Source organism: Nitrosomonas marina, assembly GCF_900111605.1.
In the GTDB taxonomy this organism is placed as follows: domain Bacteria; phylum Pseudomonadota; class Gammaproteobacteria; order Burkholderiales; family Nitrosomonadaceae; genus Nitrosomonas; species Nitrosomonas marina_A.
On record NZ_FOIA01000031.1, the window covers coordinates 1 to 25,289 of the forward strand.

Annotated in this window: 41 protein-coding genes and 1 pseudogene; 34 read left to right on the forward strand and 8 right to left on the reverse strand. The window is 39.5% G+C overall.

The genetic code is table 11. The features are described from left to right. The 34 genes and pseudogenes from BMY62_RS12725 to hemB form a co-directional block, all read left to right on the forward strand. Positions 1-114 (forward strand): annotated as a pseudogene (locus BMY62_RS12725) (elongation factor Tu); the annotation flags it as partial. A gap of 81 nt (positions 115-195) precedes the next feature. After that, a complete protein-coding gene (gene rpsJ / locus BMY62_RS12730) occupies positions 196-504 on the forward strand; it encodes a 30S ribosomal protein S10 (RefSeq protein ID WP_090631449.1) in 309 nt (102 codons plus the stop codon). An 83-nt stretch (positions 505-587) separates the two neighbouring features. Beyond that, a complete protein-coding gene (gene rplC / locus BMY62_RS12735; RefSeq protein ID WP_090660627.1) occupies positions 588-1,247 on the forward strand; it encodes a 50S ribosomal protein L3 in 660 nt (219 codons plus the stop codon). A gap of 13 nt (positions 1,248-1,260) precedes the next feature. Next, complete coding sequence (gene rplD, locus BMY62_RS12740) at positions 1,261-1,881, forward strand: 50S ribosomal protein L4 (RefSeq protein ID WP_090660630.1); 621 nt, start codon at positions 1,261-1,263, stop codon at positions 1,879-1,881. Continuing rightward, positions 1,878-2,210, forward strand: coding sequence for a 50S ribosomal protein L23 (gene rplW, locus BMY62_RS12745; RefSeq protein ID WP_090660632.1), 333 nt, complete (start codon positions 1,878-1,880; stop codon positions 2,208-2,210). Before rplD ends, rplW begins: the two co-directional genes overlap by 4 nt. Further along, on the forward strand, positions 2,210-3,043 hold the full coding sequence (gene rplB / locus BMY62_RS12750) for a 50S ribosomal protein L2 (protein WP_090660635.1): 834 nt from the start codon (positions 2,210-2,212) through the stop codon (positions 3,041-3,043). Before rplW ends, rplB begins: the two co-directional genes overlap by 1 nt. A gap of 6 nt (positions 3,044-3,049) precedes the next feature. Continuing rightward, positions 3,050-3,328 (forward strand): 30S ribosomal protein S19, encoded by a 279-nt coding sequence (gene rpsS / locus BMY62_RS12755; protein ID WP_090631431.1) that lies wholly within the window; start codon positions 3,050-3,052, stop codon positions 3,326-3,328. Positions 3,329-3,339: 11 nt separating this feature from the next. After that, positions 3,340-3,669: a 50S ribosomal protein L22 gene (rplV, locus tag BMY62_RS12760; RefSeq protein ID WP_090660638.1), complete on the forward strand. Its 330-nt coding sequence runs from the start codon at positions 3,340-3,342 to the stop codon at positions 3,667-3,669. Positions 3,670-3,701: 32 nt separating this feature from the next. After that, positions 3,702-4,481 carry a 30S ribosomal protein S3 gene (gene rpsC, locus BMY62_RS12765; RefSeq protein ID WP_090660641.1) on the forward strand — a complete coding sequence of 260 codons (780 nt, stop codon included), beginning with the start codon at positions 3,702-3,704 and terminating at the stop codon, positions 4,479-4,481. Then, positions 4,465-4,881, forward strand: coding sequence for a 50S ribosomal protein L16 (gene rplP / locus BMY62_RS12770; RefSeq protein ID WP_090660644.1), 417 nt, complete (start codon positions 4,465-4,467; stop codon positions 4,879-4,881). Before rpsC ends, rplP begins: the two co-directional genes overlap by 17 nt. A gap of 2 nt (positions 4,882-4,883) precedes the next feature. Then, entirely contained in the window at positions 4,884-5,081 is a 198-nt protein-coding gene (rpmC, locus tag BMY62_RS12775) for a 50S ribosomal protein L29 (RefSeq protein WP_090660648.1), read from the forward strand. After that, on the forward strand, positions 5,078-5,338 hold the full coding sequence (rpsQ, locus tag BMY62_RS12780; protein WP_090660651.1) for a 30S ribosomal protein S17: 261 nt from the start codon (positions 5,078-5,080) through the stop codon (positions 5,336-5,338). Before rpmC ends, rpsQ begins: the two co-directional genes overlap by 4 nt. A gap of 182 nt (positions 5,339-5,520) precedes the next feature. Further along, positions 5,521-5,889 carry a 50S ribosomal protein L14 gene (rplN, locus tag BMY62_RS12785; RefSeq protein WP_090631417.1) on the forward strand — a complete coding sequence of 123 codons (369 nt, stop codon included), beginning with the start codon at positions 5,521-5,523 and terminating at the stop codon, positions 5,887-5,889. Between the two features lie 24 nt (positions 5,890-5,913). Beyond that, a complete protein-coding gene (gene rplX / locus BMY62_RS12790; RefSeq protein WP_090660655.1) occupies positions 5,914-6,225 on the forward strand; it encodes a 50S ribosomal protein L24 in 312 nt (103 codons plus the stop codon). Positions 6,226-6,242: 17 nt separating this feature from the next. Next, positions 6,243-6,782: a 50S ribosomal protein L5 gene (gene rplE, locus BMY62_RS12795; RefSeq protein WP_090660658.1), complete on the forward strand. Its 540-nt coding sequence runs from the start codon at positions 6,243-6,245 to the stop codon at positions 6,780-6,782. A gap of 7 nt (positions 6,783-6,789) precedes the next feature. Continuing rightward, positions 6,790-7,095 (forward strand): 30S ribosomal protein S14, encoded by a 306-nt coding sequence (rpsN, locus tag BMY62_RS12800; RefSeq protein ID WP_090660661.1) that lies wholly within the window; start codon positions 6,790-6,792, stop codon positions 7,093-7,095. Between the two features lie 51 nt (positions 7,096-7,146). After that, a complete protein-coding gene (gene rpsH, locus BMY62_RS12805) occupies positions 7,147-7,542 on the forward strand; it encodes a 30S ribosomal protein S8 (protein ID WP_090660665.1) in 396 nt (131 codons plus the stop codon). 15 nt (positions 7,543-7,557) lie between these two features. Further along, the gene (gene rplF / locus BMY62_RS12810; RefSeq protein WP_090660668.1) at positions 7,558-8,091 is read left to right on the forward strand and encodes a 50S ribosomal protein L6; all 534 of its coding nucleotides are present in this window, start codon (positions 7,558-7,560) and stop codon (positions 8,089-8,091) included. 17 nt (positions 8,092-8,108) lie between these two features. After that, on the forward strand, positions 8,109-8,465 hold the full coding sequence (gene rplR, locus BMY62_RS12815; protein WP_090660671.1) for a 50S ribosomal protein L18: 357 nt from the start codon (positions 8,109-8,111) through the stop codon (positions 8,463-8,465). 14 nt (positions 8,466-8,479) lie between these two features. Further along, positions 8,480-9,001, forward strand: a complete 522-nt coding sequence (gene rpsE / locus BMY62_RS12820; RefSeq protein ID WP_090660674.1) for a 30S ribosomal protein S5 — start codon at positions 8,480-8,482, stop codon at positions 8,999-9,001. A gap of 18 nt (positions 9,002-9,019) precedes the next feature. After that, positions 9,020-9,208 carry a 50S ribosomal protein L30 gene (rpmD, locus tag BMY62_RS12825; RefSeq protein WP_090660677.1) on the forward strand — a complete coding sequence of 63 codons (189 nt, stop codon included), beginning with the start codon at positions 9,020-9,022 and terminating at the stop codon, positions 9,206-9,208. Position 9,209: 1 nt separating this feature from the next. Further along, positions 9,210-9,650, forward strand: a complete 441-nt coding sequence (gene rplO / locus BMY62_RS12830) for a 50S ribosomal protein L15 (protein ID WP_090660772.1) — start codon at positions 9,210-9,212, stop codon at positions 9,648-9,650. A gap of 14 nt (positions 9,651-9,664) precedes the next feature. Further along, positions 9,665-10,996, forward strand: a complete 1,332-nt coding sequence (gene secY, locus BMY62_RS12835) for a preprotein translocase subunit SecY (protein ID WP_090660680.1) — start codon at positions 9,665-9,667, stop codon at positions 10,994-10,996. Positions 10,997-11,013: 17 nt separating this feature from the next. Further along, complete coding sequence (gene infA / locus BMY62_RS12840; protein WP_090333899.1) at positions 11,014-11,232, forward strand: translation initiation factor IF-1; 219 nt, start codon at positions 11,014-11,016, stop codon at positions 11,230-11,232. 20 nt (positions 11,233-11,252) lie between these two features. Then, positions 11,253-11,366, forward strand: coding sequence for a 50S ribosomal protein L36 (gene rpmJ / locus BMY62_RS12845; protein WP_090631375.1), 114 nt, complete (start codon positions 11,253-11,255; stop codon positions 11,364-11,366). A 28-nt stretch (positions 11,367-11,394) separates the two neighbouring features. Beyond that, entirely contained in the window at positions 11,395-11,754 is a 360-nt protein-coding gene (gene rpsM / locus BMY62_RS12850; protein WP_090660683.1) for a 30S ribosomal protein S13, read from the forward strand. Between the two features lie 50 nt (positions 11,755-11,804). Beyond that, entirely contained in the window at positions 11,805-12,194 is a 390-nt protein-coding gene (gene rpsK, locus BMY62_RS12855) for a 30S ribosomal protein S11 (protein WP_090660687.1), read from the forward strand. Positions 12,195-12,205: 11 nt separating this feature from the next. Then, positions 12,206-12,832: a 30S ribosomal protein S4 gene (gene rpsD / locus BMY62_RS12860; protein ID WP_090660690.1), complete on the forward strand. Its 627-nt coding sequence runs from the start codon at positions 12,206-12,208 to the stop codon at positions 12,830-12,832. A 48-nt stretch (positions 12,833-12,880) separates the two neighbouring features. After that, on the forward strand, positions 12,881-13,885 hold the full coding sequence (locus BMY62_RS12865; RefSeq protein WP_090660693.1) for a DNA-directed RNA polymerase subunit alpha: 1,005 nt from the start codon (positions 12,881-12,883) through the stop codon (positions 13,883-13,885). Continuing rightward, entirely contained in the window at positions 13,872-14,267 is a 396-nt protein-coding gene (gene rplQ, locus BMY62_RS12870; RefSeq protein WP_090660696.1) for a 50S ribosomal protein L17, read from the forward strand. Before BMY62_RS12865 ends, rplQ begins: the two co-directional genes overlap by 14 nt. A 191-nt stretch (positions 14,268-14,458) precedes the next feature. Continuing rightward, on the forward strand, positions 14,459-15,463 hold the full coding sequence (locus BMY62_RS12875) for a biotin--[acetyl-CoA-carboxylase] ligase (RefSeq protein ID WP_090660699.1): 1,005 nt from the start codon (positions 14,459-14,461) through the stop codon (positions 15,461-15,463). Between the two features lie 6 nt (positions 15,464-15,469). Further along, positions 15,470-16,213, forward strand: coding sequence for a type III pantothenate kinase (locus BMY62_RS12880; RefSeq protein ID WP_090660703.1), 744 nt, complete (start codon positions 15,470-15,472; stop codon positions 16,211-16,213). A gap of 5 nt (positions 16,214-16,218) precedes the next feature. Further along, positions 16,219-16,821, forward strand: coding sequence for a ribosome biogenesis GTP-binding protein YihA/YsxC (yihA, locus tag BMY62_RS12885; protein ID WP_090660706.1), 603 nt, complete (start codon positions 16,219-16,221; stop codon positions 16,819-16,821). A 228-nt stretch (positions 16,822-17,049) separates the two neighbouring features. After that, positions 17,050-18,057, forward strand: a complete 1,008-nt coding sequence (hemB, locus tag BMY62_RS12890; protein WP_090660775.1) for a porphobilinogen synthase — start codon at positions 17,050-17,052, stop codon at positions 18,055-18,057. 92 nt (positions 18,058-18,149) lie between these two features. Here the strand turns inward: hemB and BMY62_RS12895 are convergent, their stop codons facing one another. From BMY62_RS12895 to BMY62_RS16650, 8 genes are all read right to left on the reverse strand, one after another. Further along, complete coding sequence (locus BMY62_RS12895) at positions 18,150-18,929, reverse strand: flagellar brake protein (protein ID WP_090660710.1); 780 nt, start codon at positions 18,927-18,929, stop codon at positions 18,150-18,152. Between the two features lie 38 nt (positions 18,930-18,967). After that, positions 18,968-19,255: an EscU/YscU/HrcU family type III secretion system export apparatus switch protein gene (locus tag BMY62_RS12900; protein WP_090660712.1), complete on the reverse strand. Its 288-nt coding sequence runs from the start codon at positions 19,253-19,255 to the stop codon at positions 18,968-18,970. Beyond that, the gene (gene fliK, locus BMY62_RS12905) at positions 19,242-20,258 is read right to left on the reverse strand and encodes a flagellar hook-length control protein FliK (protein ID WP_090660715.1); all 1,017 of its coding nucleotides are present in this window, start codon (positions 20,256-20,258) and stop codon (positions 19,242-19,244) included. The genes BMY62_RS12900 and fliK overlap by 14 nt, the downstream gene beginning before the upstream one ends. A 67-nt stretch (positions 20,259-20,325) precedes the next feature. Then, positions 20,326-20,661 carry a flagellar protein FliT gene (locus BMY62_RS12910; RefSeq protein ID WP_090660718.1) on the reverse strand — a complete coding sequence of 112 codons (336 nt, stop codon included), beginning with the start codon at positions 20,659-20,661 and terminating at the stop codon, positions 20,326-20,328. Between the two features lie 56 nt (positions 20,662-20,717). Then, on the reverse strand, positions 20,718-21,125 hold the full coding sequence (fliS, locus tag BMY62_RS12915; protein ID WP_090660720.1) for a flagellar export chaperone FliS: 408 nt from the start codon (positions 21,123-21,125) through the stop codon (positions 20,718-20,720). A gap of 59 nt (positions 21,126-21,184) precedes the next feature. After that, positions 21,185-23,161, reverse strand: coding sequence for a flagellar filament capping protein FliD (gene fliD / locus BMY62_RS12920; RefSeq protein ID WP_090660723.1), 1,977 nt, complete (start codon positions 23,159-23,161; stop codon positions 21,185-21,187). A gap of 30 nt (positions 23,162-23,191) precedes the next feature. Beyond that, complete coding sequence (locus BMY62_RS12925) at positions 23,192-23,560, reverse strand: flagellar protein FlaG (RefSeq protein WP_090660726.1); 369 nt, start codon at positions 23,558-23,560, stop codon at positions 23,192-23,194. 91 nt (positions 23,561-23,651) lie between these two features. Further along, positions 23,652-25,115 carry a flagellin gene (locus BMY62_RS16650; RefSeq protein ID WP_090660729.1) on the reverse strand — a complete coding sequence of 488 codons (1,464 nt, stop codon included), beginning with the start codon at positions 25,113-25,115 and terminating at the stop codon, positions 23,652-23,654. Between the last annotated feature and the right edge of the window lie 174 nt (positions 25,116-25,289).

The following is a 25,289-nucleotide window of genomic DNA, read 5'->3' on the forward strand; positions in this document are numbered from 1 at the left end:
TCGGTGACGGTGAATCTGATAGCGCCGATTGCGATGGACGAGGGTTTGCGTTTTGCGATCCGGGAAGGCGGTAGAACGGTCGGTGCCGGCGTGGTCGCTAAAATAATAGAGTAGAAGTGCTCAAATGAGTAGATTGGTTATTTTTAAAAAGGATGACCGATAAAAATAACCAGTTAAACAAATCGAAAGTTGAATATGCAAAACCAAAAAATTAGAATTCGTCTCAAGGCATTTGATTATCGTCTTATAGATAAATCTGCACTAGAGATTGTTGACACGGCAAAAAGAACAGGTGCTGTAGTTAGAGGTCCGGTACCATTGCCAACAAGAATTGAGCGGTTTGATGTGCTGCGATCCCCTCATGTAAATAAAACATCCCGTGATCAATTTGAGATTAGAACCCATTTGAGATTGATGGATATCATTGATCCTACAGATAAAACGGTTGATGCGTTAATGAAACTCGACTTGCCAGCCGGTGTTGATGTTGAGATTAAACTATAACAAATTTTTTGGTTTGTTCATTAGGCTGAATCAAGAAGATCTGTAATGACCAAATTGTTCTAATCTAGTATATAGGAAAAATAATGAGTTTAGGTTTGATCGGCAGAAAGATAGGCATGACGCGTATTTTTACTGAAAATGGTGATAGTCTGCCAGTCACAATTGTTGATGTTTCACAAAATCGCGTGACGCAAATCAAGTCTCGGGATAAGGATGGCTACTCAGCGATTCAGTTGACTTATGGAAAAAGGAGGGCTGTTCGCGTTAACAAACCACAGACCGGCCATTATTCAAAAGCAGGTACAGAAGCTGGTGAACTTATAAAAGAATTCAGAGTTGATTCAGATGAAGAATTAAGTCAGTTTGAAAATGGTTCTAATATAGAGATCAATATATTTCAGGAAGGGCAAAAGGTCGATATTTCTGGAATTACAATTGGTAAGGGTTATGCTGGAACTATTAAAAGGCATAATTTTTCAGCCAATAGAACAACGCATGGTAATTCAAAGGCTCACAGAAAGCCTGGATCGATAGGTATGGCGCAGGATCCTGGTAGAATTTTTCCTGGTAAGCGTATGTCAGGGCAAATGGGCAATGTAAGAAGAACGGTACAGAACTTGGAAATTATTAAAGTAGACAAGGGAAAAAACTTGCTACTAATCAAAGGCGCGCTTCCAGGCTCTAAAGGTGGGAAAGTTATTATTCGCCCAAGTATCAAATTAAACGGTAACGTAGAGAAATAAAGGCGCATCAATTATGGATCTTAAACTGATTAATGAAGAAAAACAGGATGCGGGTAATATAACTGTCTCAAATACTTTGTTTGATAGAGAATATAATGAGGCGCTTGTTCACCAGATCATAACTTCATATTTGTCAAATGCTAGAAGTGGAACTAGAGCCCAAAAAGGGAGATCAGAGGTTGTATGCTCAGGTCGTAAACCATGGCGGCAAAAGGGAAGTGGTAGAGCACGTGCTGGTAGAGCATCAAGCCCTATATGGCGTGGAGGTGGAAATGTTTTCCCGAGTAGTCCAAACGAAAATTTTAGCAAAAAGATAAACAAAAAAATGTATCGTGCCGGTATGAGTGTAATTCTATCCAAACTTTTACGGGATGGACGCTTGACGGTAATTGAGTCAATTTCAGTGGATACGCATAAAACAAAGGATTTGTCAAAAAAGCTGGAAAAACTCGGCTATGATGATGTATTGCTTCTAACTCATGAAATGAGCGAAAATCTGTATCTATCTTCAAGAAATTTACCCAAAACACTAGCGCTAGATGTAAGTCATGTGGATCCATATAGCCTGCTAAAGTATAAAAATATACTTGTAACTTCGGCAGCTATTAAAAAACTTGAGGAGCTGTATTTATGAATAATCCGGCAAATTATGAGCGACTGATGCATGTGATACAGGCTCCTTACATCTCTGAAAAAGGCACTTTCATAGGTGAAGCTTACAATCAAACCATATTTCGTGTTATAAAAAATGCAACAAAGAAAGAAATAAAAGATGCTGTAGAGTTGCTTTGGAAAGACCAGAAAATAGAAGTTACAAAAGTCCAGACAATAAATGTCAAGGGAAAACAGAAACGTTTTGGAAGATATCTCGGAAAACGTAGTAATTGGAAGAAAGCCATTGTCAGCATAAAAGAAGGACAAGAGCTGACATTTACGCATTTAACAAAAGCAGAGGTTAAATAATGGCGCTCGTAAAGCTCAGGCCAACATCGCCGGGAAGACGCTCAGTTATTCGTTTAATTCATAAGGATTTATATAAAGGCAGGCCACAAAAGGAATTAATCGAAAAGAAATCCAAAAAAGCGGGTAGAAACAACACCGGAAAGATAACAACCCGACACAGAGGTGGGGGGCATAAACAGTATTATCGAAAGATCGATTTTAAAAGAGATAAAGACAATATACCAGGAATAGTTGAGAGAATTGAATACGATCCAAATCGCTCTGCAAATATTGCATTGGTGTGTTATCAGGATGGCGAGAGAAGATATATTATCGCCCCTAAAGGGATACAAAAAGGCGACTCGATTGCAAGTGGGGGTAGTGCACAAATCAAAGCCGGTGATGCGTTAGCGTTACGCAATATACCTGTAGGTACCGTTGTGCACTGTATAGAAATCATGCCGGGTAAAGGTGCGCAAATAGCTCGCTCAGCAGGAGCATCAGCTCAACTGCAGGCTAGAGATGGCAACTATGCGCAATTGAAGCTACGCTCTGGAGAAATACGTAAAGTACACATCAACTGTAAAGCTACTGTTGGAGAAGTAAGTAACGCAGAACACAGTCTGCGATCTATTGGTAAAGCTGGTGCTACACGATGGCGCGGCATAAGACCTACTGTACGTGGTGTTGCAATGAATCCAGTTGATCATCCACATGGTGGTGGCGAAGGAAGAACTTCAGGTGGGCGACATCCTGTCAGCCCATGGGGTAAGCCTGCAAAGGGGTATCGAACACGCTCTAACAAGCGTACTGAGACGATGATCATCAGGCATCGTTATTCAAGAAAGGGTTGATAAGTAATGGCAAGATCCGTAAAAAAAGGGCCATTTGTTGATTCTCATTTGGTTGCAAAAGTAGAAAAAGCCCAGGAATCCAATGATAAACGCCCAATTAAGACATGGTCGAGAAGATCGACAGTGCTACCAAACTTTATTGGATTAACAATTTCGGTTCATAATGGCAGACAACATGTACCTATTTTTGTAACAGAAAATATGGTTGGTCACAAACTTGGTGAATTTGCACAGACAAGAACTTTTAAAGGCCACGCGGCAGATAAGAAGACAAATAAACGATAGAATTCTGAGAAATGGAAACGACAGCAAAATTAAAAGGTGTTCGTCTTTCAGCGCAAAAAGGAAGATTAATAGCAGATCAGATTAGAGGATTGCCTGTCGATAAAGCAATCAATGTTCTGTTGTTTAGTCCAAAAAAGGCTGCAGCGATAATGAAGCAATTGCTTAATTCAGCCATTGCGAATGCAGAACATAATAATGGCGCAGACATAGACGAATTGAAAATTAAAAGTATTTATGTTGACAGAGCTACGTATATGCCACGCTCAAGTGCAAGAGCAAAAGGGCGTGGAAATCGTATTATGAAGCCAACTTGTCATATTACGATCACAGTCGCTGATTAATAAAGAATAGCGTTTTAATATAGGCAATTACAATGGGTCAAAAAATAAATCCAACCGGTTTTAGACTATCAGTGCAGAGAAATTGGTTATCCAAATGGTATGCGAATAGTAGCAATTTTGCTTTGATGTTAAATGAAGACATAAAAGTTAGAGACTATTTGTCCGACAAATTAAAGCATGCGTCTGTTGGTAAAGTCTTGATCGAAAGACCGTCGAAAAATGCCCGTATCACTATATTTAGCGCTAGGCCAGGGGTTGTAATTGGCAAAAAGGGTGAAGACATTGAATTACTCCGCACTGAACTACAAAAAAGAATGGGAGTTCCGGTTCATGTAAACATTGAAGAAATACGAAAGCCAGAGATAGATGCCCAGTTAATAGCCGATAACATTGCTCAACAATTAGAGAAGAGAATTATGTTTCGACGTGCTATGAAGAGAGCAATGCAAAATGCCATGCGTTTAGGTGCACAAGGTATCAAGATTATGAGTTCTGGTCGACTTAATGGTATCGAAATTGCGCGTACAGAATGGTATCGTGAAGGTAGGGTTCCTTTGCATACTTTGAGAGCAGATGTTGATTATGCAACATCAGAAGCTCAAACTACCTATGGAATAATTGGTATAAAAGTATGGATTTTTAAAGGGGAGTCATTAGGAAAAGAAAATCCAATATCCAATATTTCTTCTGGTACTCCCGAATCAGACAAAAAAAAAACAAGTAAAAGAGACAAATTAAGTTACGAAGATCCAGTAACAAATGTGACTCATTCTAATAAAGAGTCTGGAGAAGATCATGTTGCAACCAGCTAGAACAAAATACCGGAAACAACAAAAAGGGCGCAATACAGGCATAGCGACTCGCGGTTCTAAAGTGAGCTTTGGAGAATATGGATTAAAAGCGGTTGAGCGAGGGAGAATAACTGCACGACAAATTGAAGCTGCACGGCGTGCCATGACGCGGCATATCAAAAGAGGCGGGCGTATCTGGATCAGGATTTTTCCAGATAAACCGATTTCTCATAAACCTGCTGAAGTAAGAATGGGTAAGGGTAAGGGTAGTCCAGAGTATTTTGTTGCAGAGATTCAGCCTGGAAAAATGTTGTATGAAATGGATGGAGTGAATGAAGAGTTGGCCAGAGAGGCTTTTCGTCTCGCAGCTGCTAAACTACCTGTAAAAACAATATTTACTACACGTCAATTAGGTGGTTAAAAATGAATGCAACAGATTTAAGGAAAATGAACTTGACTGAGCTTCAAACAGAATTACATTCATTGTTAAAAGCGCAATTTGGTTTACGCATGCAATTGGCAACCCAGCAATTATCTAACTTTCATCAGTTAAAGAATGTTAAAAGAGACATAGCTCGTGTTAAAACAGTGATCACCCAAAAAACGAATGAAAGATCATGACAGAGAAATTGAATCGAACCTTAAGTGGAAAAATCACAAGTAATCAATCAGACAAAACCGTAACTGTCTCAGTTGAAAGAAGAATTAAACACCCTTTATACGGAAAAATAATATCTCGTACAAAAAAATATCGCGCTCATGATGAAATTAATGAGAGTCAAATTGGAGATATAGTTTTAATAGAAGAATGTAGACCTATATCGAAAACAAAGTCCTGGCGAGTAATTAAGATTCTGACCCGGGGTGCAGTTGTTTAGTAAAAATAAATTAGACAGAACTTGATTAAAACACTGACAAACAGTAGAATCCCGCATTCTGTTTTTTTAACTGTTTCGTATAGAAGTGATTTATACCTTCTAATAGATAACAGTCCTGCAACGGTCTAATTGATTATAATGGCTTTATGCAGTAATACAATTAACTAATAAGTGAATAAGAAATGATACAGATGCAGTCAATGCTTAAGGTAGCAGATAATACTGGTGCACGATCAGTAATGTGTATAAAAGTACTGGGGGGATCTAAACGACACTATGCAGGTATTGGAGATATAATCAAGGTAAGCGTAAAAGACGCGGCACCAAGAGGAAGAGTTAAGAAAGGTGATGTCTATAATGCAGTGGTTGTACGTACGGCAAAGGGTGTAAGACGTGTAGATGGTTCTTTATTAAAGTTCGACAGTAATGCAGCTGTACTATTAAACAACAAGTTAGAGCCTATCGGAACCCGTATCTTCGGCCCGGTTACGAGAGAACTTAGAACATCTCGTTTTATGAAAATTGTGTCATTAGCACCCGAAGTACTTTAGAAGTTAGTAATTGGAAACTATTTGATGAAAAAAGTTAGAAAAGGTGATGATGTAGTAATACTTGCCGGTAAAGATAAGGGCAAGCGTGGAACAGTTATTAAGGTTCTATGTAATGAAAAGGTTCAGGTTCAGGGTGTAAATATAGTTAAAAAGCACCAAAAACCAAATCCATCGACAGGTGCTACAGGTGGAATTGTAAATATTGATAAGCCTATTCATATATCCAATGTAGCTTTATACAATGCGACTACGAAAAAGAGTGATCGTGTCGGATTTCAGTTAGATAAAGAACAAAATAAAGTACGAATCTACAAATCCAGTGGTGAACTGGTTTAAACATAAGTTAATATATCATGAGCCGTTTGCAAGAATTGTATAAATCCCAAGTTAGCAAACAATTAACCGAAAAATTTGGTTATCAATCAGTAATGGAAGTCCCTAGAGTCACAAAGATCACACTTAATATTGGTCTTGGTGAGGCAACAGTCGATAAAAAAATTATTGAAAATGCTCTAGATGATTTAAGAAAAATAACTGGTCAACAACCGGTTATTACACGAGCAAAAAAATCAATTGCTACTTTTAAAGTACGAGAAGGATATCCAATAGGTTGTATGGTAACTTTACGCGGAGTCCAAATGTATGAATTTCTTGATAGATTAATTTCAATCGCTATACCTAGAATTCGTGATTTTCGAGGAATACCATCAAAATCTTTTGACGGTAGAGGAAATTATAATATGGGGATAAAAGAACAAATTATCTTTCCAGAAATTGATTATGACAAAATAGATGCGTTACGTGGATTAAATATATCCATTACGACAACAGCTAAAACTGATGAGGAAGCGAAAGCCTTGTTAACCGCATTTAACTTTCCATTTAGACAATAATATTCAAATGGCAAAAAAAGCAATCATTAACAGAAATAAAAAAAGACTCAAAATTGTTCAAAAGTTTTCAGATCGCAGACAATTACTGAAAACAAAAATTAATGATCAGTCCTTGACCGAGGATGAACGATATGAAGCGCGGTTAGAATTGCAAAACTTACCACGTAATTCTAGTCCTGTTAGATTATGCAATCGCTGTACAATAACGGGACGCTCCCGTGGAGTTTATTCGAAATTCGGCTTAGGAAGAAGCAAATTAAGAGATATAGCCATGAGTGGCAAAATCCCAGGAATTATAAAGGCAAGCTGGTAATAAAAGAGCTGATTCCTTATACATAACATTTATATTTATAAGAGCCTCAAGATGAGCATGAGTGACCCAATAGCTGATATGCTAACTCGAATACGAAATGCACAATTAGCAAAAAAAAACACAGTTAATATACCGTTTTCTAAAATCAAGTCTGATATTGCTTCCGTTTTGAAAGAAGAAGGCTACATATCAGAATTTGAAAAAAAAACTATAGATAAGCATGCACATCTTGAATTAAAGTTGAAATATTATTCTGGATTGCCAGTAATTGAGCGAATAGAACGAATTAGTAGACCAGGATTGAGAATTTACAAATCTGCTGGGGAAATCCCACCAGTCATGAGTGGGCTGGGGATTTCAATTATCTCTACTTCTCAAGGTGTCATGACTGGAAAACAAGCACATATGGCAGGAATAGGTGGAGAAATTCTCTGTGAAGTCGTGTAATCAAGGATATTAATTATGTCGCGAATTAGTAAAAACCCTGTTACTGTTCCATCTAATGTTGATATAACAATTTCAAATTCAAAGATCACAGTTAAAGGTCCAAATGGTGTATTAGAGCAAAGTATTAACCCTCAAATATCATTAAAACAGGAAAATCAATCAATCCTCGTTGATATGAAAGTTAATTCGAAAGAGATTCACGCACTGTCTGGAACTATTCGATCTTTAATTTCAAATATGGTTACGGGCGTAACTACCGGCTTTGAGAGAAAATTACAATTAGTTGGAGTTGGTTATAGAGCCCAATTAAATGGCAATAACATTAATCTGAATCTAGGATATTCACATCCAATAAATTATAAGATTCCAGATGGTATAAACATCGAAATAACAACACCTACAGAGATTGTTATTAAGGGAATTGATAAACAACAAGTAGGACAAACAGCAGCTGAAATACGTGCTTATAGAAAACCAGAGCCCTATAAAGGTAAAGGAGTACGTTATGATGATGAAGTTGTGCATCTCAAGGAAGCAAAGAAAAAATAAACATATTAAAATTTTTTATGCGTACATTTAAAAACAAAAGACTTAGAAAAGCACGACAAACAAGAGTCCGAATAGCGAATCAGGGAAAGTTGCGTTTATCTGTTCATCGCACCAATCAACATATTTATGCACAATTAATTGATGATGAAAAGATGCAAACAATTACAAGTGCATCAACGTTAGAATCAGAAGTCAAAAATTCTATAAACCAAGGTGGTAACAGCAAAGCAGCTACTCTAGTCGGAAAAAGAATAGCAGAAAAAGCAATCAAACTGGGCGTAGAACAAATTGCTTTTGATAGATCAGGGTATAAATATCATGGTCGTGTAAAAGCTTTAGCAGAATCAGCTAGAGAAAACGGATTAAAATTTTAAATCAGTACTTAATTATGGCTAAACCAATCAATAAAAAACATTTACAGGATGAAACTGGTCAGGACGACCTTAAAGAAAAAATGGTTTCAATCAACCGCGTAACCAAAGTTGTTAAAGGCGGACGTATACTTGGTTTTGCTGCATTAACAGTCGTCGGTGATGGTGACGGCGGAGTTGGAATGGGAAAAGGAAAGTCGCGCGAAGTACCTGTAGCCGTCCAGAAAGCTATGGACGAAGCAAGACGCTCCATGATTAAAGTGAAATTGAAAAACGGTACTATTTACCATTCAGTCATAGGTAGACATGGCTCTGCTCGTGTATACATGCAACCCGCGCCAGAAGGAACTGGTATAATAGCAGGAGGTCCCATGAGAGCAATTTTTGAAGTTATGGGTATGCAAAATATATTAGCTAAATGTATCGGTTCAACTAATCCATATAATGTTGTAAGAGCAACGCTACATGGTTTGTACTCAATGAATACGCCTGCAAGTATCGCAGCTAAGCGCGGCAAATCAGTTGAGGAAATACTGTAAGCAAATAAAGGCAATAGAATGAATGCTAATACTAAAAAGACAATAAAAGTTACTCTTATTAAAAGCCTGATAGCTACCAAACAAAATCACAGAGCAACAGTAAAAGGATTGGGTTTAAAAAAAATCAATAGCTCATCAATTCTCGAAGATACACCTGCTATACGAGGAATGATTAAGAAAGTTCAATATCTGGTAAAGTGTGATTAAGATGTTTTTAAATACAATAAAAGCGAATGATGGTTCCATCAAGCATCGTAAACGAGTTGGTCGTGGAATTGGATGCGGTAAGGGTAAAACATCTGGACGAGGCCATAAGGGCCAAAAATCGCGTGCAGGTGGGTTTCACAAGATAGGATTTGAAGGTGGACAAATGCCTTTATATAGGCGGCTGCCCAAAAGAGGATTTACAGCTCTCACTAATAGAAGCACAGTTAGTTTACGATCAGGAATACTTGCTAAAGAGAACAATGACGCAACCATCGATATCAATTGGCTTAAAGAAAAAAAATTTATAAAACAGAAAACAAATAAAGTCCGTTTTTATTTATCAAAAGACCAATCAATAAATGCCAAGTTATTTATTAAAGGTATCAGAGTATCCAAGAGTCTAAAAGAAAAGATTGAAAATGCTGGTGGCAGCGTCGAGTAATTAAAGGTAACCAATTGGCTAACAAAGGATTTACACACAAACAAGTTGATAAGTTCGCAGATTTAAAGCGGCGACTCTGGTTTTTACTGCTTGCGTTAATAGTCTACAGAATAGGTGCACATGTACCTGTGCCCGGAATTGACCCCGTTATACTGAAAGATTTGTTTGATTCTCAGCAAGGTGGCGTACTTGGAATGTTTAATATGTTCTCAGGAGGAGCGCTATCTCGATTTTCTATCTTTGCTTTGGGTATCATGCCATATATCTCAGCGTCGATTATTATGCAATTAGGTACAGTTGCAGTACCGTATCTAGAGGCGCTAAAAAAAGAAGGGGAGAGCGGTAGAAGAAAGATAACGCAATATACACGTTATGGAACCCTCTTGTTAGCATTAGTCCAAAGCTATGGAATATCCATTGCTTTGCAATCGCAGGCAGGACTGGTAATTAATCCAGGGCCAATGTTTGTTTTAACAACTGTCATTACCCTTGTCACTGGCACCATTTTCCTAATGTGGCTCGGTGAACAAATAACTGAAAGAGGTATTGGTAATGGCATCTCACTGATTATCTTTGCTGGTATTGCGGCGGGATTACCCAGTGCCATTGGTGGAACACTTGATCTGGTCAGTACTGGATCGATGCACTTTTTAGTAGCTTTATTCATATTTATCGCTGCCGCACTTGTAACAGCTTTTGTAGTTTTCATTGAAAAAGGACAGCGTCGCATTCTAGTTAATTATGCAAAACGACAGGTTGGTAAAAAAATCTATGGCGGCCAAAGTTCACATTTACCTTTAAAACTGAACATGGCGGGTGTAATACCACCTATATTTGCTTCTAGTATTATCTTGTTTCCTGCAACCATGGCAGGCTGGTTTGCCACAGGTGAATCAATGATTTGGTTGCGCGATATCAGCGCAGCCTTATCACCAGGTCAACCGTTCTATGTTTTTTTGTATGCGTCAATGATTATCTTCTTTTGTTTCTTTTATACTGCTCTAGTATTTAATCCGAAGGAAACATCTGATAATTTAAAGAAAAGTGGCGCCTTTATACCCGGTATAAGACCCGGTGATCAGACAACACGATACATAGAGAGAATCATGCTACGATTAACACTCGCTGGTTCAATCTATGTAACACTGGTCTGTTTACTGCCTGAATTCCTGATACTAAAATGGAATGTACCATTTTACTTCGGTGGTACATCTTTATTAATTATAGTTATTGTTACCATGGATTTTATGTCCCAGGTTCAATCACACGTAATGTCATCCCAATATGATAGCTTGTTAAAGAAAGCAAATCTTAAAGGTAACAGTGGAAGACTTCCAGTCAGATAATAGTTTTCGATACTTTCATGGCTAAAGAAGAAACTATTCAGATGCAAGGTGAGGTTCTCGAAACCTTGCCGAATGCAACTTTTAAAGTAAAGCTAGAAAATGGACACGTTGTGTTAGCTCATATATCGGGAAAGATGAGAATGCACTATATTAGAATACTCCCAGGCGATAAGGTCACCGTAGACTTAACACCTTATGATTTAACAAGAGCGCGTATAACATTTCGAGCTAAGTAAATAAAGTTAGAGGATTTTTAATGAAGGTATTGGCATCAGTGAAAAAGATCTGCAGAAATTGCAAAATTATAAGAAGAAACAGAGTTGTACGTGTAATTTGTACAGATCCCAGGCATAAACAGAAACAAGGGTAAACCCCATAAATTATAAACAGGTTAAGAAATGGCACGTATAGCTGGAGTAAATTTACCTAATCATCAGCATGTAGGAATTGCTTTAACTGCAATATACGGAATTGGACGATCCAAATCAGTAAAGATTTGTGACGAATTAAACATCGCTACCGATATTAAGTTAAAGGAACTATCCGAATCACAACTGGATCAAATACGCGATCATATAGCGAAGCATGTAATTGAAGGTGATCTTCGACGCGAAGTATCCATGAATATAAAGAGATTAATGGATTTGGGTTGCTATCGTGGATATCGTCACAGGAAAGGCTTGCCAGTCAGAGGACAACGAACAAGAACCAATGCGCGTACACGTAAAGGACCTAGAAAAGCAATACGTTCTAGATAACCTCTGAAAAGATTGATATTTATATGCACTTAATCAGACAGGAAAATTAAATGGTAAAGTCAAGTACGCGAGTCAAAAAAAAAATAAAGAAGAATGTTTCAGAAGGTGTAGCGCATATTCATGCATCCTTTAATAATACTATAATAACCATCACGGATCGGCAGGGAAATGCCTTATCCTGGGCGACCTCAGGAGGAGCAGGTTTTAAAGGCTCAAGAAAAAGTACCCCTTTTGCCGCACAAGTTGCAGCTGAAAGTGCTGGAAAAGCAGCTATCGAATGTGGAGTTAAAAATCTTGAAGTTAAAATCAAAGGTCCTGGACCTGGTAGAGACTCAGCAGTACGCGCACTTAATGGTATTGGTTTTAAAATAGTTAGTATTTCTGATGTTACCTCTATCCCACATAATGGCTGCAGACCACCCAAGAAACGTCGAATATAAGGAGAATACTTTTGGCCCGTTACCTTGATTCAAAATGTAAATTATGCCGGCGAGAAGGTGAAAAACTTTTTCTCAAAGGAGAGAAGTGCTTTACTGATAAATGTGCAATTGAACGTAGAAGTTATCCACCTGGACAACACGGCCAGAAAAAAGGACGTCTGTCTGATTATGGCGTACAGTTAAGAGAAAAACAAAAAATCAGACGTATTTATGGATTATTTGAAAAGCAATTTAGAATCATCTACAGACATGCGGATAGACAGCGTGGTGTAACAGGTGACAATCTGTTACAGATGCTTGAAAGTCGTTTAGATAACATAGTTTATTTAATGGGATTTGGATCTTCACGAGCAGAATCAAGGCAAATAATTCGCCACAATTCAATACTTGTAAATGGTAAGAGAGTTAACATTCCCTCATACATAGTAACACCTGGTGATACTATTGAAGTTGATCAAAAATCGAGGGAACAGCTTCGTATCAAGTCTTCCCTGCAGTCAGCAGACAATCGCGGATTTCCTTCGTGGATTGAAGTTGATGTGAAGGCAATGAAAGGTACATACAAAAACAAACCTGATAGAGCGGATTTACCCGCAACAATAAATGAATCATTAGTTGTTGAACTCTATTCAAAATAATTAGTAAATCTGTTTTATATAACGTTTTTTCTTAAGGTTATTTAATAAATGCTAGGTAATGATATATTAACGCCACGAATAATCGATGTTCAGAATATATCACCATTACATGCAAAAGTTGTGATGGAACCATTTGAGAGAGGTTATGGCTATACGCTAGGAAATGCGTTGCGAAGGATATTATTATCTTCAATGACAGGGTATGCGCCGACTGAAGTCAAAATTGCAGGAGTGGTACATGAATATTCAACGTTAGATGGTGTACAGGAGGACGTTGTAGATATTTTACTGAACATTAAAGGCCTTGTACTCAAGTTACATACTGCTAACGAGATCACCTTGCAATTAACTAAAACCGGCAAAGGGGTTGTTACTGCAAATGACATCGAAACCACGCATGATGTCGAAATCCTAAATCCTGATCATGTAATAGCGCACCTAACTACTGGTGGCAAGCTTGATCTACAATTGAAGGTTACTAAAGGCAGAGGTTATGTGCCCGCCACAGCACGCTCTGTTGTTCAGGAAGAAAAAAGTATAGGTACCATATTTCTAGATGCATCATTTAGTCCTATTAAACGAGTTAGTTATACAGTTGAGAGTGCGAGAGTAGAACAGCGAACAGATCTGGATAAACTTGTCATGGATATAGAAACAAATGGCGTAGTCGACCCAGAAGAAGCAATACGATATGCAGCTCGGGTACTTGTGCAACAGCTCTCTGTTTTTGCAGACCTTGAAAGTACGCCCATACCTACTGAACAACCTCAGGCTCCTCAAATCGACCCTGTTTTATTGCGTCCAGTTGACGATTTGGAACTAACAGTTCGTTCGGCAAATTGCCTAAAAGTTGAAAATATTTACTATATTGGAGATTTAATCCAACGTACCGAAGCAGAACTATTGAGAACTCCTAATTTAGGAAGAAAATCTTTAAATGAAATTAAAGAAGTTTTAGCAGCGCGTGAGTTATCATTAGGTATGAAATTAGACAATTGGCCACCTGCTAATTTAGAAAATCATTCAAAGGATATTAATCATGCGTCATCATAATGCTTATCGCAAATTAAATAGAACAAGCAGTCACCGAAATGCAATGTTTCGTAATATGACAAATTCATTGTTGCAACATGAAATAATAAAAACAACTCTACCAAAAGCAAAAGAACTACGCAGCTTTGCTGAGCCCTTGATTACATTAGGTAAAGAATCAAATCTCAATAATAAGAGAAAAGCCTTTAGTAAGTTACGTAATCGCGATATAGTCACCAAATTATTTGACGAGATTGGACCACGTTATGCACAGCGGCCGGGTGGATATATCAGAATTCTCAAGTATGGATTTCGTAAAGGTGATAATGCCCCAATGGCTTTGGTAGAGCTAGTAGACAGGCCAGTGGTAGAACCAGAGGAAGTCGAATCCGAAGAGATTTAACAATAAAAATATTTATTATAATTTCAGTATAAAAATTTTTTATTCTTCTCATTTTATTATACTGGTTCAATCATTTATAAAAAATGATTTTTTTTTACTATAAACTTAGAATTAATACGACGTCAATTTAATCATATTAAGATTTATTTTAATAGTCTATCAATATGGTGACCTATATCACTGTGTAGCGTATGCATAAAATGCATGCAGATAATGAAAGAATAATCTTTAAATTACTTAAGTTACTTTCTGACAATCGACAACACTCTTATATGCAGCTTGGCTCAGAATTAAGCTGCACGACAATAACACTTTTAAAATATATACAGAGATTAACAGAGTTAGGTGTCACAATTTCTGAGGTTAAAGGATTGGGGATCATATGGTCCCATCCTTTTAGTCTACTCAATAAAGAATCTTTATTTTCATACCTCCGTGAATTTCAACACGAGTTTAGTGTTTACACATTTGATATTCTTGAATCAACGAGCAAATATCTGGCACTAAATAAATCTTCTTATCTTGAAGAAAATCGAATTCCTGTAATCGCTTGTGAACTACAAACGAAAGGTAGAGGAACAAGCAATCGGCAGTGGTATTCTAATCTAGGTGGAAGTTTAACATTTTCACTTATGTGGCGTTTTACGCGCCGAATTGAACATATACAAACCTTAAGCTTGGTTCTTGGTATCTGCCTTGTTCGTGTTTTACGAAAAATAACACAGACAGAGATATACTTGAAATGGCCGAATGACATTATATTTGCCAAAAAGAAATTTGCTGGTATTTTAACTGAGTGTCGATCAGTCGATAACAATATACTTGTAAGCATTATAGGAATAGGTATTAATTTCAAGCTACCGCCAAATCCAGCAATTATGTCAGATTATGGGGTGACCGATTTATTTGAAATTACTGGTCAATACCTAGATCGTAATCAAATACTTGCGTATCTTCTTGTTGAACTGCGTGAAATTTTAATTGCATATGAGCAATTTGGTTTTATTTACTTTCGCAAAGAATGGGAAAACTACCATTACTTTCAAGGTCAACCAGTCACGCTTAAATCCGTTGATGCTTTGACCACTTCAGGAGTCGTATCGGGTATAAGTGTTGATGGATCTTTGGTACTGAAGACAGATTCAGGTAATAAAGCCTTCGGTATGGGTGAAATAAGCATAAAAACAAATGACTAGCTGAAGATGTATTGTCTCGCTGTCGATTCAGGAAATTCGTTTCTAAAATGGGCCTTTTTCAAGAATGGTAGAAAATTGGCGTTGAACACTGTCTGTAATCGGGAACTACATCAACTTGATACTGATTGGCGTTCCTTGAGGCAACCTGACACCATAATTGTCTCTCATGTATCCGGACATGATATTCAAATTCAACTTGCACAGCTGTTCAAAATTTGGAACATACAGCCCTATTGGATTGAACCGCTACCCAAGCAATGTGGCGTAATAAACAATTACACAGACCCGAAACAGCTTGGTAGCGATCGCTGGGCTGCCTTAATAGCTTCCTGGAATAAATTTCATGAATCTTGTCTAGTTGTTAATGTAGGCACAGCCCAAACAATTGATGTACTATCGCGTGATGGTGTTTTTCTGGGTGGAATTATTGTTCCCGGACCTTACACTTTGAAAAATAGTATTCAGTTCGCAACGCAAATTAATCTGAAAAATGATAATTATTGCTACCAGAATTTTCCGACTAATACTACTGATGCAATTTACAGCGGCATTATCGATGCACTAGTCGGTTCCATCGAGAGGACGATGCGTTTATTTCAACAATATCAAGGGTATTCAATAAAGCACTGCTTAATAAGTGGTGGCGGTCATGCTGAATTATTACCGCACTTGGAATTTAAATATACAGTGATTGAGAATCTGGTGCTGGACGGCATGCTGCTTATTGCACAAGATACTGAACGAACTTAAAAATTATGTCCCTGTTCCACGATGCTTCTTTTTATGTTTCTGTTAACCAGTTTCAGGATTTGCCTGTACATTCGGGTGCAGAAATTGCTTTTGCCGGACGTTCCAACGCCGGCAAGTCCAGTGTAATCAATACGCTGACGCGAAGAAAGAAACTGGCATTTGTAAGTAAACTTCCAGGTCGTACACAGCAGATCAATTATTTTCGAATCAGGGACAATCTTTTCCTGGTAGATTTGCCTGGCTACGGTTTTGCGAAAGTTCCTTTTGAAATCCGTCATCATTGGGAGTCGCTTCTCAGTGAATATCTTCAGACGCAGAAAACACTAGTGGGCCTTGTATTGATTATGGATATTCGTCATCCATTAAAAGAGCTTGATTTGCAAATGCTGGAATGGTTTTCAATCACTGGAAAACCGATGCATATTATATTGACTAAATCGGACAAGTTAAGCAGAAACCGCGCTCATAGTACGTTAAAGCAAGTAAAAGACCGTTTGATGCTACACTATCCGTCAGTAAGTGTTCAGTTGTTTTCTAGCTTGAAAGTTGTGGGTGTTTCCGAAGCCAATGAAGCTTTGTATAACTGGATAGAAAACAAGCAGGTGTAACGGAATTAGAATAATTCGCTGATTAATTGATTGAGTAAAAATAAAAGACCCCCGGTTAAAGGGGAGTAAAAAAACCGGGGGGAACCGCCTTAATATCACATAAGGCCCTGCCTTCAGGGAGGAAAGACAGGGGACAAAATCATCATGCCCATCTAAAAGACAATGTAATTACAATACAAGTTCCCTGAGAATTTAATTTTTTAATCAACATTTGAAAAAACAATTATGATGAATTCGTTTGGACAGTTTCCACAAAAAAGAATGCGTCGCATGCGCCGCGATAATTTTTCTCGTCGTCTGGTTCAGGAAAATCATCTTAATGTAGGTGATTTGATTTATCCTGTATTTGTTCTTGACGGTACGAAACAGGAGGAAAAGGTAACTTCCATGCCTGGCGTGATAAGGCAATCTGCTGATTTGCTGTTGAAACAGGCTGAGCAATGTTTGTCACTCGGTATTCCTGCCATAGCTATCTTCCCGGTAATTGAAACGAATCTGAAAAATTTATCTGCTGATGAAGCTTATAACCCTGATGGATTAGTACCACGAGTTGTTCGTCAGTTAAAGCAAAATTTTCCTGAGTTGGGAGTGATTACCGATATTGCTTTGGATCCTTATACCAGTCATGGTCAAGACGGACTGATCAATGAAAAAGGCTATGTTTTAAACGATGAAACTGTGGATGTATTATGTAAACAGGCTTTAACACATGCGCAGGCGGGTGCGGACATAGTAGCACCATCTGATATGATGGACGGGCGAGTACAGGCTATACGCGTAACACTGGATCAAAATCAATTTATTCATACACGTATATTGGCTTATTCTGCCAAATATGCCTCCAGTTTTTATGGTCCGTTTAGAGACGCTGTGGGATCATCAGCTAACTTGGGCAGCGGAAACAAATATACCTACCAGATGGATCCGGCCAACTCAGATGAAGCTTTATGGGAGGTTGGGCTCGATATCGCCGAAGGAGCAGATATGGTTATGATCAAGCCCGGTATGCCCTATTTGGATATTGTGCGACGTGTTAAAGATCAGTTTCAAGCTCCTACATTTGTCTACCAGGTAAGTGGAGAATATGCGATGCTTAAGGCGGCCGGGATGAATGGCTGGCTAAATGAAGAAGCGTGCGCATTGGAAGCATTATTATCGTTCAAACGTGCTGGTGCAGACGGTATCTTGACATATTATGCGATGGAAGCCGCAACATGGTTGAACAAAATAAAATAAATTCAGAATGAGTGAGCTGAATTTTGCCTGACAGTCACTTACAGATAAACTGAACTGTCATATCGGGACTAAATCGTTACACTTAATAAACGTCAGGGTGTTAATTTTACCTGTTCATGTTTTGTGACGTACCGCTGGATTATGGTTTCCATTTCAGTAGGTAAATCAATGAATTGACAACCAGCCCGTTTGCATACCTGTCCGTTTCTTAATGTGATTTCATAGGTGGATTTAACTTCTATACCAGCAATAATGTCCCCAAATCCCGGTAAGTTGATTCTGCAGTTATGATAAATCATGCCCGGTTCGAAGTTGATCACGGGATGATGATCGATTACTCCAATACCGCCGCAACTGAGATCAACCAACGTGATTTCCGCTTTAAATGATCCTGCTTCAGTGTGTATCGGGATAATACATTTTAATGGTTTGATGATCGATGTGGTAATCCGGTAATAATTTCTTCTTTGCATGCGAATCAATGATTCTGGTAAATTGACCTGAAATACATTACGACCATCGAAATGAAACATGCTGATTTGATTACATACAAATTCAATTTTGATTTTGTCTTGTGAGGTGATGAAAAGAAGGTGTTCTGATTCCAGCGCTACTTGATTGAGTTCCGTGTCCGAACCGGTATCAATCACTAGCTTGTTTGTTTGATCATTTATGGAGAGAATGGACGTTAGGATAAAACGATTGCTTTGATCAAAATATAATGTGACAAGAGTATTTTTTTGCATGATTTCTTGAAGAATATGCAAAATATCTATCTTTGAGTTAACGCGACAAACTTCTATCAATTCTGAAGAATAGCTGTTATCGTCGATGTTGCCTGCTGGATCAGCTTGTCGGATTGATTCGACCATGGCCGTGTTTTCAGTTAAGTGTGGTTGACGCTTTACAGTTATAATTTTTGCACTGAATTATTATGGTTGTGCTCCAGATGATAAAGCCAGGCGAGAAGTTCAGCGACTGCAACATAGAGTTGAGGTGGAATTCTGTCATCTAAATCAACCTGCATAAGAAGTGTTACCAGCTCGGTTGATTCATGTACATAGATACCTGCTTCTTTTGCACGCTTAATGATTTCCCGTGCGATTAACCCGCGTCCTTTTGCGACAACCTTGGGCGCAACCTGACCCTCGCGATAGGCGAGGGCCACAGCTTTAAAATCTGTATCATTTTGAGTCATCGTACTGCACCTTAAATGATTGAACAGTTATCCCTTTTTCTTCTAAGCCGTGTGAAAGTGACGTCTGATTCGCTTTGAGCAATAATGCTGCTTGATCGTCATCCGCATGTATGGAAATTTTTACATTCTGAATATTGAGCGATAGCTTCACGGAAATTTTTCCTAATCCCGGTAGTGTCAGAATTAAATCGGTGTGCCAGCGGGTTGCCGGTCCTTCATGAGTATGATGTTCCCTTGATGTGTTTTCTTCATAAATTTCCCACCATGCATGCTGTCCATTCCAGACTTCTCCGTTCCAGGCGATATGGCCTGATTCTAAAGCTGTTAACTGGTGCTGAACCTGCGATACAAGTTGTGTATTAACAGGTGTAGATAAAGACGTTGCTGCAGCTGCTGCAAGCGCTGTTCTTTGTAAACTGGCCTGCGGCTCTTGCCTTAATTCTTCAAGTGAATAATTGCCTTTAATCCATTGCGCTAAATGGGATTCATAGAATAAGCCACTTTGTCGAATTGTTTTCTGCAATAAATGTGGATATTCTGGGCTATTTATAACAGTGTGGGTCAATTCAGAATTTGTTCTGACTGATGAGCTGGGTATGGGACTACTATCTTTTGCATGGATAATCGTATCGACAAATTGCCCTGCTGTACTGATCAGCGTATTTTGCCTGACAGCGTCGTGTGTATTACCATGGTGCAAGGCAAATTTAAGTCTTGGTTGATGCGTGATAAATGTGAGCGTCACTTCGTCGCCTGACTGAATATTGTCAGGCAGTCGCATTTGGAGCGATTTGTCTGCAATATGTATGCTGAAATTGCCATTCGGCAAACGCCTTTCTACAAATGCCTGATATTTCTCGCCTGGTACAAAGTGAGAAAGTTCCTGGTTAGAGTCAGGGACTTTTGAAGTGCGTGAAATGGGCGCTACTGGATTGATGGGCGTATCGGTTTTTGCAGGCGATGGCTGCGATATGTTGTCTGTTTTGATATAGGTAGGAATCATAGTTGCATGTGTCAAAGTTTTCTCAGCTATGACTCCTCTGGTTAAATCAGTAAAGATTTATTTCAACTCAATAAATACTGCTTGATTCATAAGCTTGCTGCAAATGACGTTTTCGTTTGTTTGTGTGGAGCATGTCCTGTAATTTTTCCATCCAGGGTTCGGTTATGGATCTGATTTGTGCATCGTCATTAAGTACCTGATGGATAATTCTTATTTTCTTTTGCTGCAACTCGTGACTTAATGATATTTGTGATTCATTATGAATTAACTCGTCTGTTAACCGTCTGCACTGCCGTTCGAGCTGAATCAGTTCGTCCCATTTGCCATTTTCTGCTGCCGTGACCATTTTGTTGGTTATTGTTTTGATATCTTCGTAAAGTTTGATCAGTTGCTTGCTATCCATTTTTTAGAGCCTTAGTATTATTATGTGTAAAACGAATCAGTTAGCGAAAATCAGGACTATGTTCGCAATTCTGTTGTATTCTCAATGGCCTTCCAGGCACCGTACAATTCATTCAATAATCCACTGATCTCATCTATGATTTCAATGTCGTTTTTAAGATTGGCAGTTAACAGACGATTAGCCATATAGTCGTAGAGTGCTTGAAGGTGCAGCGCCAGCTCTCCGCCGGCATTAGTATCAAGGCTTGCTTTTAAGCCATGGTCAATAATCATGATAGCTTTGGAAAGCATTTCCCCTTTTTTGGCAATTTCATTGTGTTTTATATGTATTCTGGCTTTAAAAAGTGCTTCTTGTGCACCTTCAAACAGCATCAGAATGAGCTTGTGGGGATTGGCCGATTCTACTCCGGTTTCAACGCCGACCCGCTGGTAAGCTGAGACGGGGTCAATGGTGGTTGCATACATTAATTACTCCTTTAATATGATTAGCAACGATATTGGTTTTTTAGTAGAGGAAAAATCAATTAATTACTATCGATAGTGGGTAGTCTGGATAACTGTTGTTGCAGAAAACTGCTGGTTTGGGTCATGCTGGCAATCATGGTATCCAATGCTGTGAATTGAGCGCGTATACGTTTTTCGACGTCATCAAGCCTTCGAATCAGGGATTCCCGCTGATCGTTAATGTCATCAATTTTTTCATTTATGCCTTCAATACGGTTGTCAATGAGTTTGCCATCCAGCATTTTATCGATGACCTGATTCAGCTTGGCAGCAAAACCATGTGCAAAATCAACAGATCCGCGCGGTCCAGTGCCGCCACCTGTTACTTTAAGCACCAAGCCTTCACTGTCGCCTGTGCCTGACAGACTCTGTCCTGTACCGGTTGCACTAAGGCCGTTAATTGTTCCCGCAACATCCAGCCCTGCTGTTACGGTTGCAGTACCGAACAAATCAAGTTCGCCGTTACCGCCTGTAATTTCAACGGACGATGATGACCCGTATTGATTAGAAGTAATCGTCAATATGCCTGCCGATTGTGTCACTGAAACGGCAACATTATTTGAAGAAAAAGCTGTATTACCGTTTATCTTTGACTGAATTTCAGCTGCGAGAGAATCTGCATCATATGCTCCGGCAGCGAGTGTGATGCTGGCATTTGTCCCATTGATATTAAGATCGAGTGAGTCGTTTATTCCTGTATTGATTGTGAGAGCGGCAGGTGCGCTACCTGCTGCGGTACCCTGAGTGGCCAGTTGACTGATATCCAGTTGATAGTTTCCGTTTACTGTGCCAGTTGTGGCGCTGATGAATGAAATCAGACTGTCGCTTGTTTTACCGACCGATGCAAACAAGGTCGAGATATCTTTGCTTGCGTCATTAACAGCATTACTCAATTTACTCGTATCTAGTTTAAGCGACCCATCATCCTGAAAGGAAACACCGACTTCGGCCAGAATGCTTAATCCGCCTCCTGCGGTTTTTAAAGGTTCGGATAGCGTGTTGCGTAACTGGTTCTGAAGAGCTCTGACTGTGAAGTCTCCTGTCAAAATGGAAGCCTGCTTGGTTTCAGCATTATATTTCGATAAATCTGTGATTGTTTGATTGAGTTCATTGTAGGATTTCACAAAATTTGAAATGGCTTTTTCGATACCGGCTGTGTTGCGGGAGATATTTAATGTTGTAGTATTGCCGATATCAGCTTTCAACAGATTAAAGGTTACGCCATCAATGGCGTCTGAAATGGTGTTGGATGATTTACTGATTGGAATTCCGTCAACGACCATTTCGGCATTGCCTGCTGGAACGGTCTCTGTCAGATTAGATGTGCCACCAGTAGCTGCATTAAAGGCAAGTTGTGATAGACCGGCATTGTCGGTGTTATTGCCATCATCATCCGTCACCGTAATTTTCAATGCATTGCTGAGTCCTGTATCTTTGGAAGCGATTACCAGACGATCACCAGAACCGTCATTTATAATGCTCGCTGAAATGCCTGCATCTGCTTTATTAATGGCATCACGTATACCCGCAAGTGAAGCGTTGGAGGGCGAAATAGTGATTGACTGCGCAGCTTTATCCGGATTTAAAGTAAACGAACCGCCGCTGTAAGTGCCAAATTGTACCGTCAATGTGCCGCTCCCAACCGTGGTGCTTGGGGAAGGGAAATTCCCGGATTTTAATTTTTGTGATTGCGCCAGGGATTGAATTTCTACATCATATTTCCCGGTAACAGCAGAAGCGCTTGCACTGACAGTTGCCAGGGATGTGTCCGATATGTTTGCCGAAATGGCGGAAAATTTTGACGGGCTGGTAAGCGATGATAAACTGCTTTGAAATGCAGAAAGTGCTCCTTTGAGGGTGCCAAATGCCGTCAGTTGGGTCTGTTGCTTGGCTTCTTTATTATCAAGTGCTAAAAGTGGTCGGCGTTCAACGGACATCAGTTGACTGATAATTCCATTTACATCGAGTCCGGAACCTATACCCGGTGTTGATAGCATTTTTTATCCCTCTTTATTGTTTAAACAGTTTCAGGCTTTGTCGTTCAGTAATAAGCCCTGGACTTTGTCCAAAGTTCGTGCAATGGAAATAGCTTCCTGCGATGGAATTTGCCGAATGACTTCCTGTGTCTGTGTATCCATCACTTTAATAACAGTTTTGCCGGTATCTTCGTCTATGGAAAATTTAAGGTTTTGAGCGAGATTATTCACAGTTTCTTTGATTTTTTCAGCGGCCTGCTCGATCGGAATGTCCGGTTGAGCTTTTTGTTCGGGTTTGGCAACTAAATTCGATGAAGAATTTATTCTACTGTTTGTCGACAGCGTATTTTGAGAAGCTGGCAATGTCAGCAAAGGCTGAGCGTGACTGCCTGTTGCATCATTTATATGACTGATTGCCATGGGATCACTCCTTATGGTTAAAGGAACACGGAATTCGTAATTTAACAATTCCGTGTTCCTTGTTCATTTCTGTACTCTTAATGCTTTCTGATTAACGCAATAGTGAAAGCACATTATTGGGTAATGAGTTTGCCTGCGCCAGAATCGCGGTACCTGCCTGCTGCAGAATTTGTCCGCGTGTCATGTTGGCTGTTTCCGCTGCAAAATCGGCATCCTGAATACGGCTGCGTGACGCTGAGAGGTTTTCAGCTGTTGTTTGCAGATTGGAGATAGCTGAGGAAAAACGATTCTGAATTGCCCCCAAATCCCCACGTGTGCTGTTGACCTGTGCCAATGCAGCATCCAGCGTTTCAATTGCGGTTTGCGCACCTGAAGCTGATGAAATATCCATTGTTGCAACAGAGTTAAAAGAACTCGTTGTTGCACCAAACACATCGGCGTTTCCATTGCCAACGGTTATTTGACCTGCTGAGCTGGTCAGCTCAATTGTGCCGGTAGCAATTGCAGAATCTGTTGCTGCGCCACCTGTTAGAGTCCTTGTAGTTACGCCGGCAGTAAAATCGGCAGTTTTTGTTGCGCCTGAGTTGTTAAAGTCTTGTAATGCGATATCTCTACCGTCTGAAGTTGTCAGCGTAATAACCGACTTGTCTGCATTGTCTGCAAATGATGCCGTTACGCCTGTCAGGGACTGTAGTCCGTTGATAGCTGAGGCCAAACCGCTTAAATCAGATGTGTCGGTTACGTTTGCAGAAATGGAATTGCCATTTAACGTCATCGTGACTGTGCCCGCAGCACCGATATTGCCCAGTGTGGCACTATTGCTGGCTGTTGCTGTGACTCCGATATTTGAAGCGGCGGAGTTGATTGCTGCAGCGACGGTTTTTGCATCTGAACCGACAGCGTAGCTGATTGCACCTGTGGCACCCTTATTGGTTGTTAGCACCAGGTCGGCCTCTACCGTGACACCATTACCACCTGAAACATCGGCAGCTGCTGCAGTAGCAGTTCCCATGGCGGTACCGTTCGTCGTTAATATGTTGCTACCAAGCGCTGTGGCACGTGAATCACCAATTGACTTGATATCAATGGTTTGATTTGCATTTGCGCCAACCTGAAAGCTCTGGTTTAAAAAAGCGCCATCAAGTAAATTCGTGCCATTGAACTGCGTCTGACTCGCAACACGTGTGATTTCCGACGTTAATTGAGCGACCTCGGCTTGCAGTGCTGCACGATCGCTTGAACTGTTGGTGGCATTAGCGGATTGTATTGCGAGTTCTCGAATTCGTTGCAAATTGTTTCCAATCTCGCTTAATGCACCTTCTGCAGTTTGTGCCAGAGAAATACCATCATTGGCATTGCGTACTGCCTGGTTCAGGCCGCGAATTTGTGAAGTCATTCTTTCAGAAATTGCCAGACCTGCTGCATCATCTTTTGCACTGTTAATTCTAAGACCTGAAGACAGGCGCTCCAAAGATGTATTCAGTGAATTCTGAGACATGCTCAGGTTGCGTTGTGCATTCAGTGACGCAATATTTGAGTTAATTGTTTGTGGCATTTTGGTTCTCCTTTAAATGCTTTGCTTTATAAATGGTTTTATTCCTACACGCTGGTTTCATTCCGTAACAAGCGGCTAATTAACCATCGTTGAAGCTGTAATCGGTTGACTTTTTACAAAATTAAGTTTTTTGTTTTTATTTGGTTCATTTTTTGCTGGAATTTTTAGCTTATA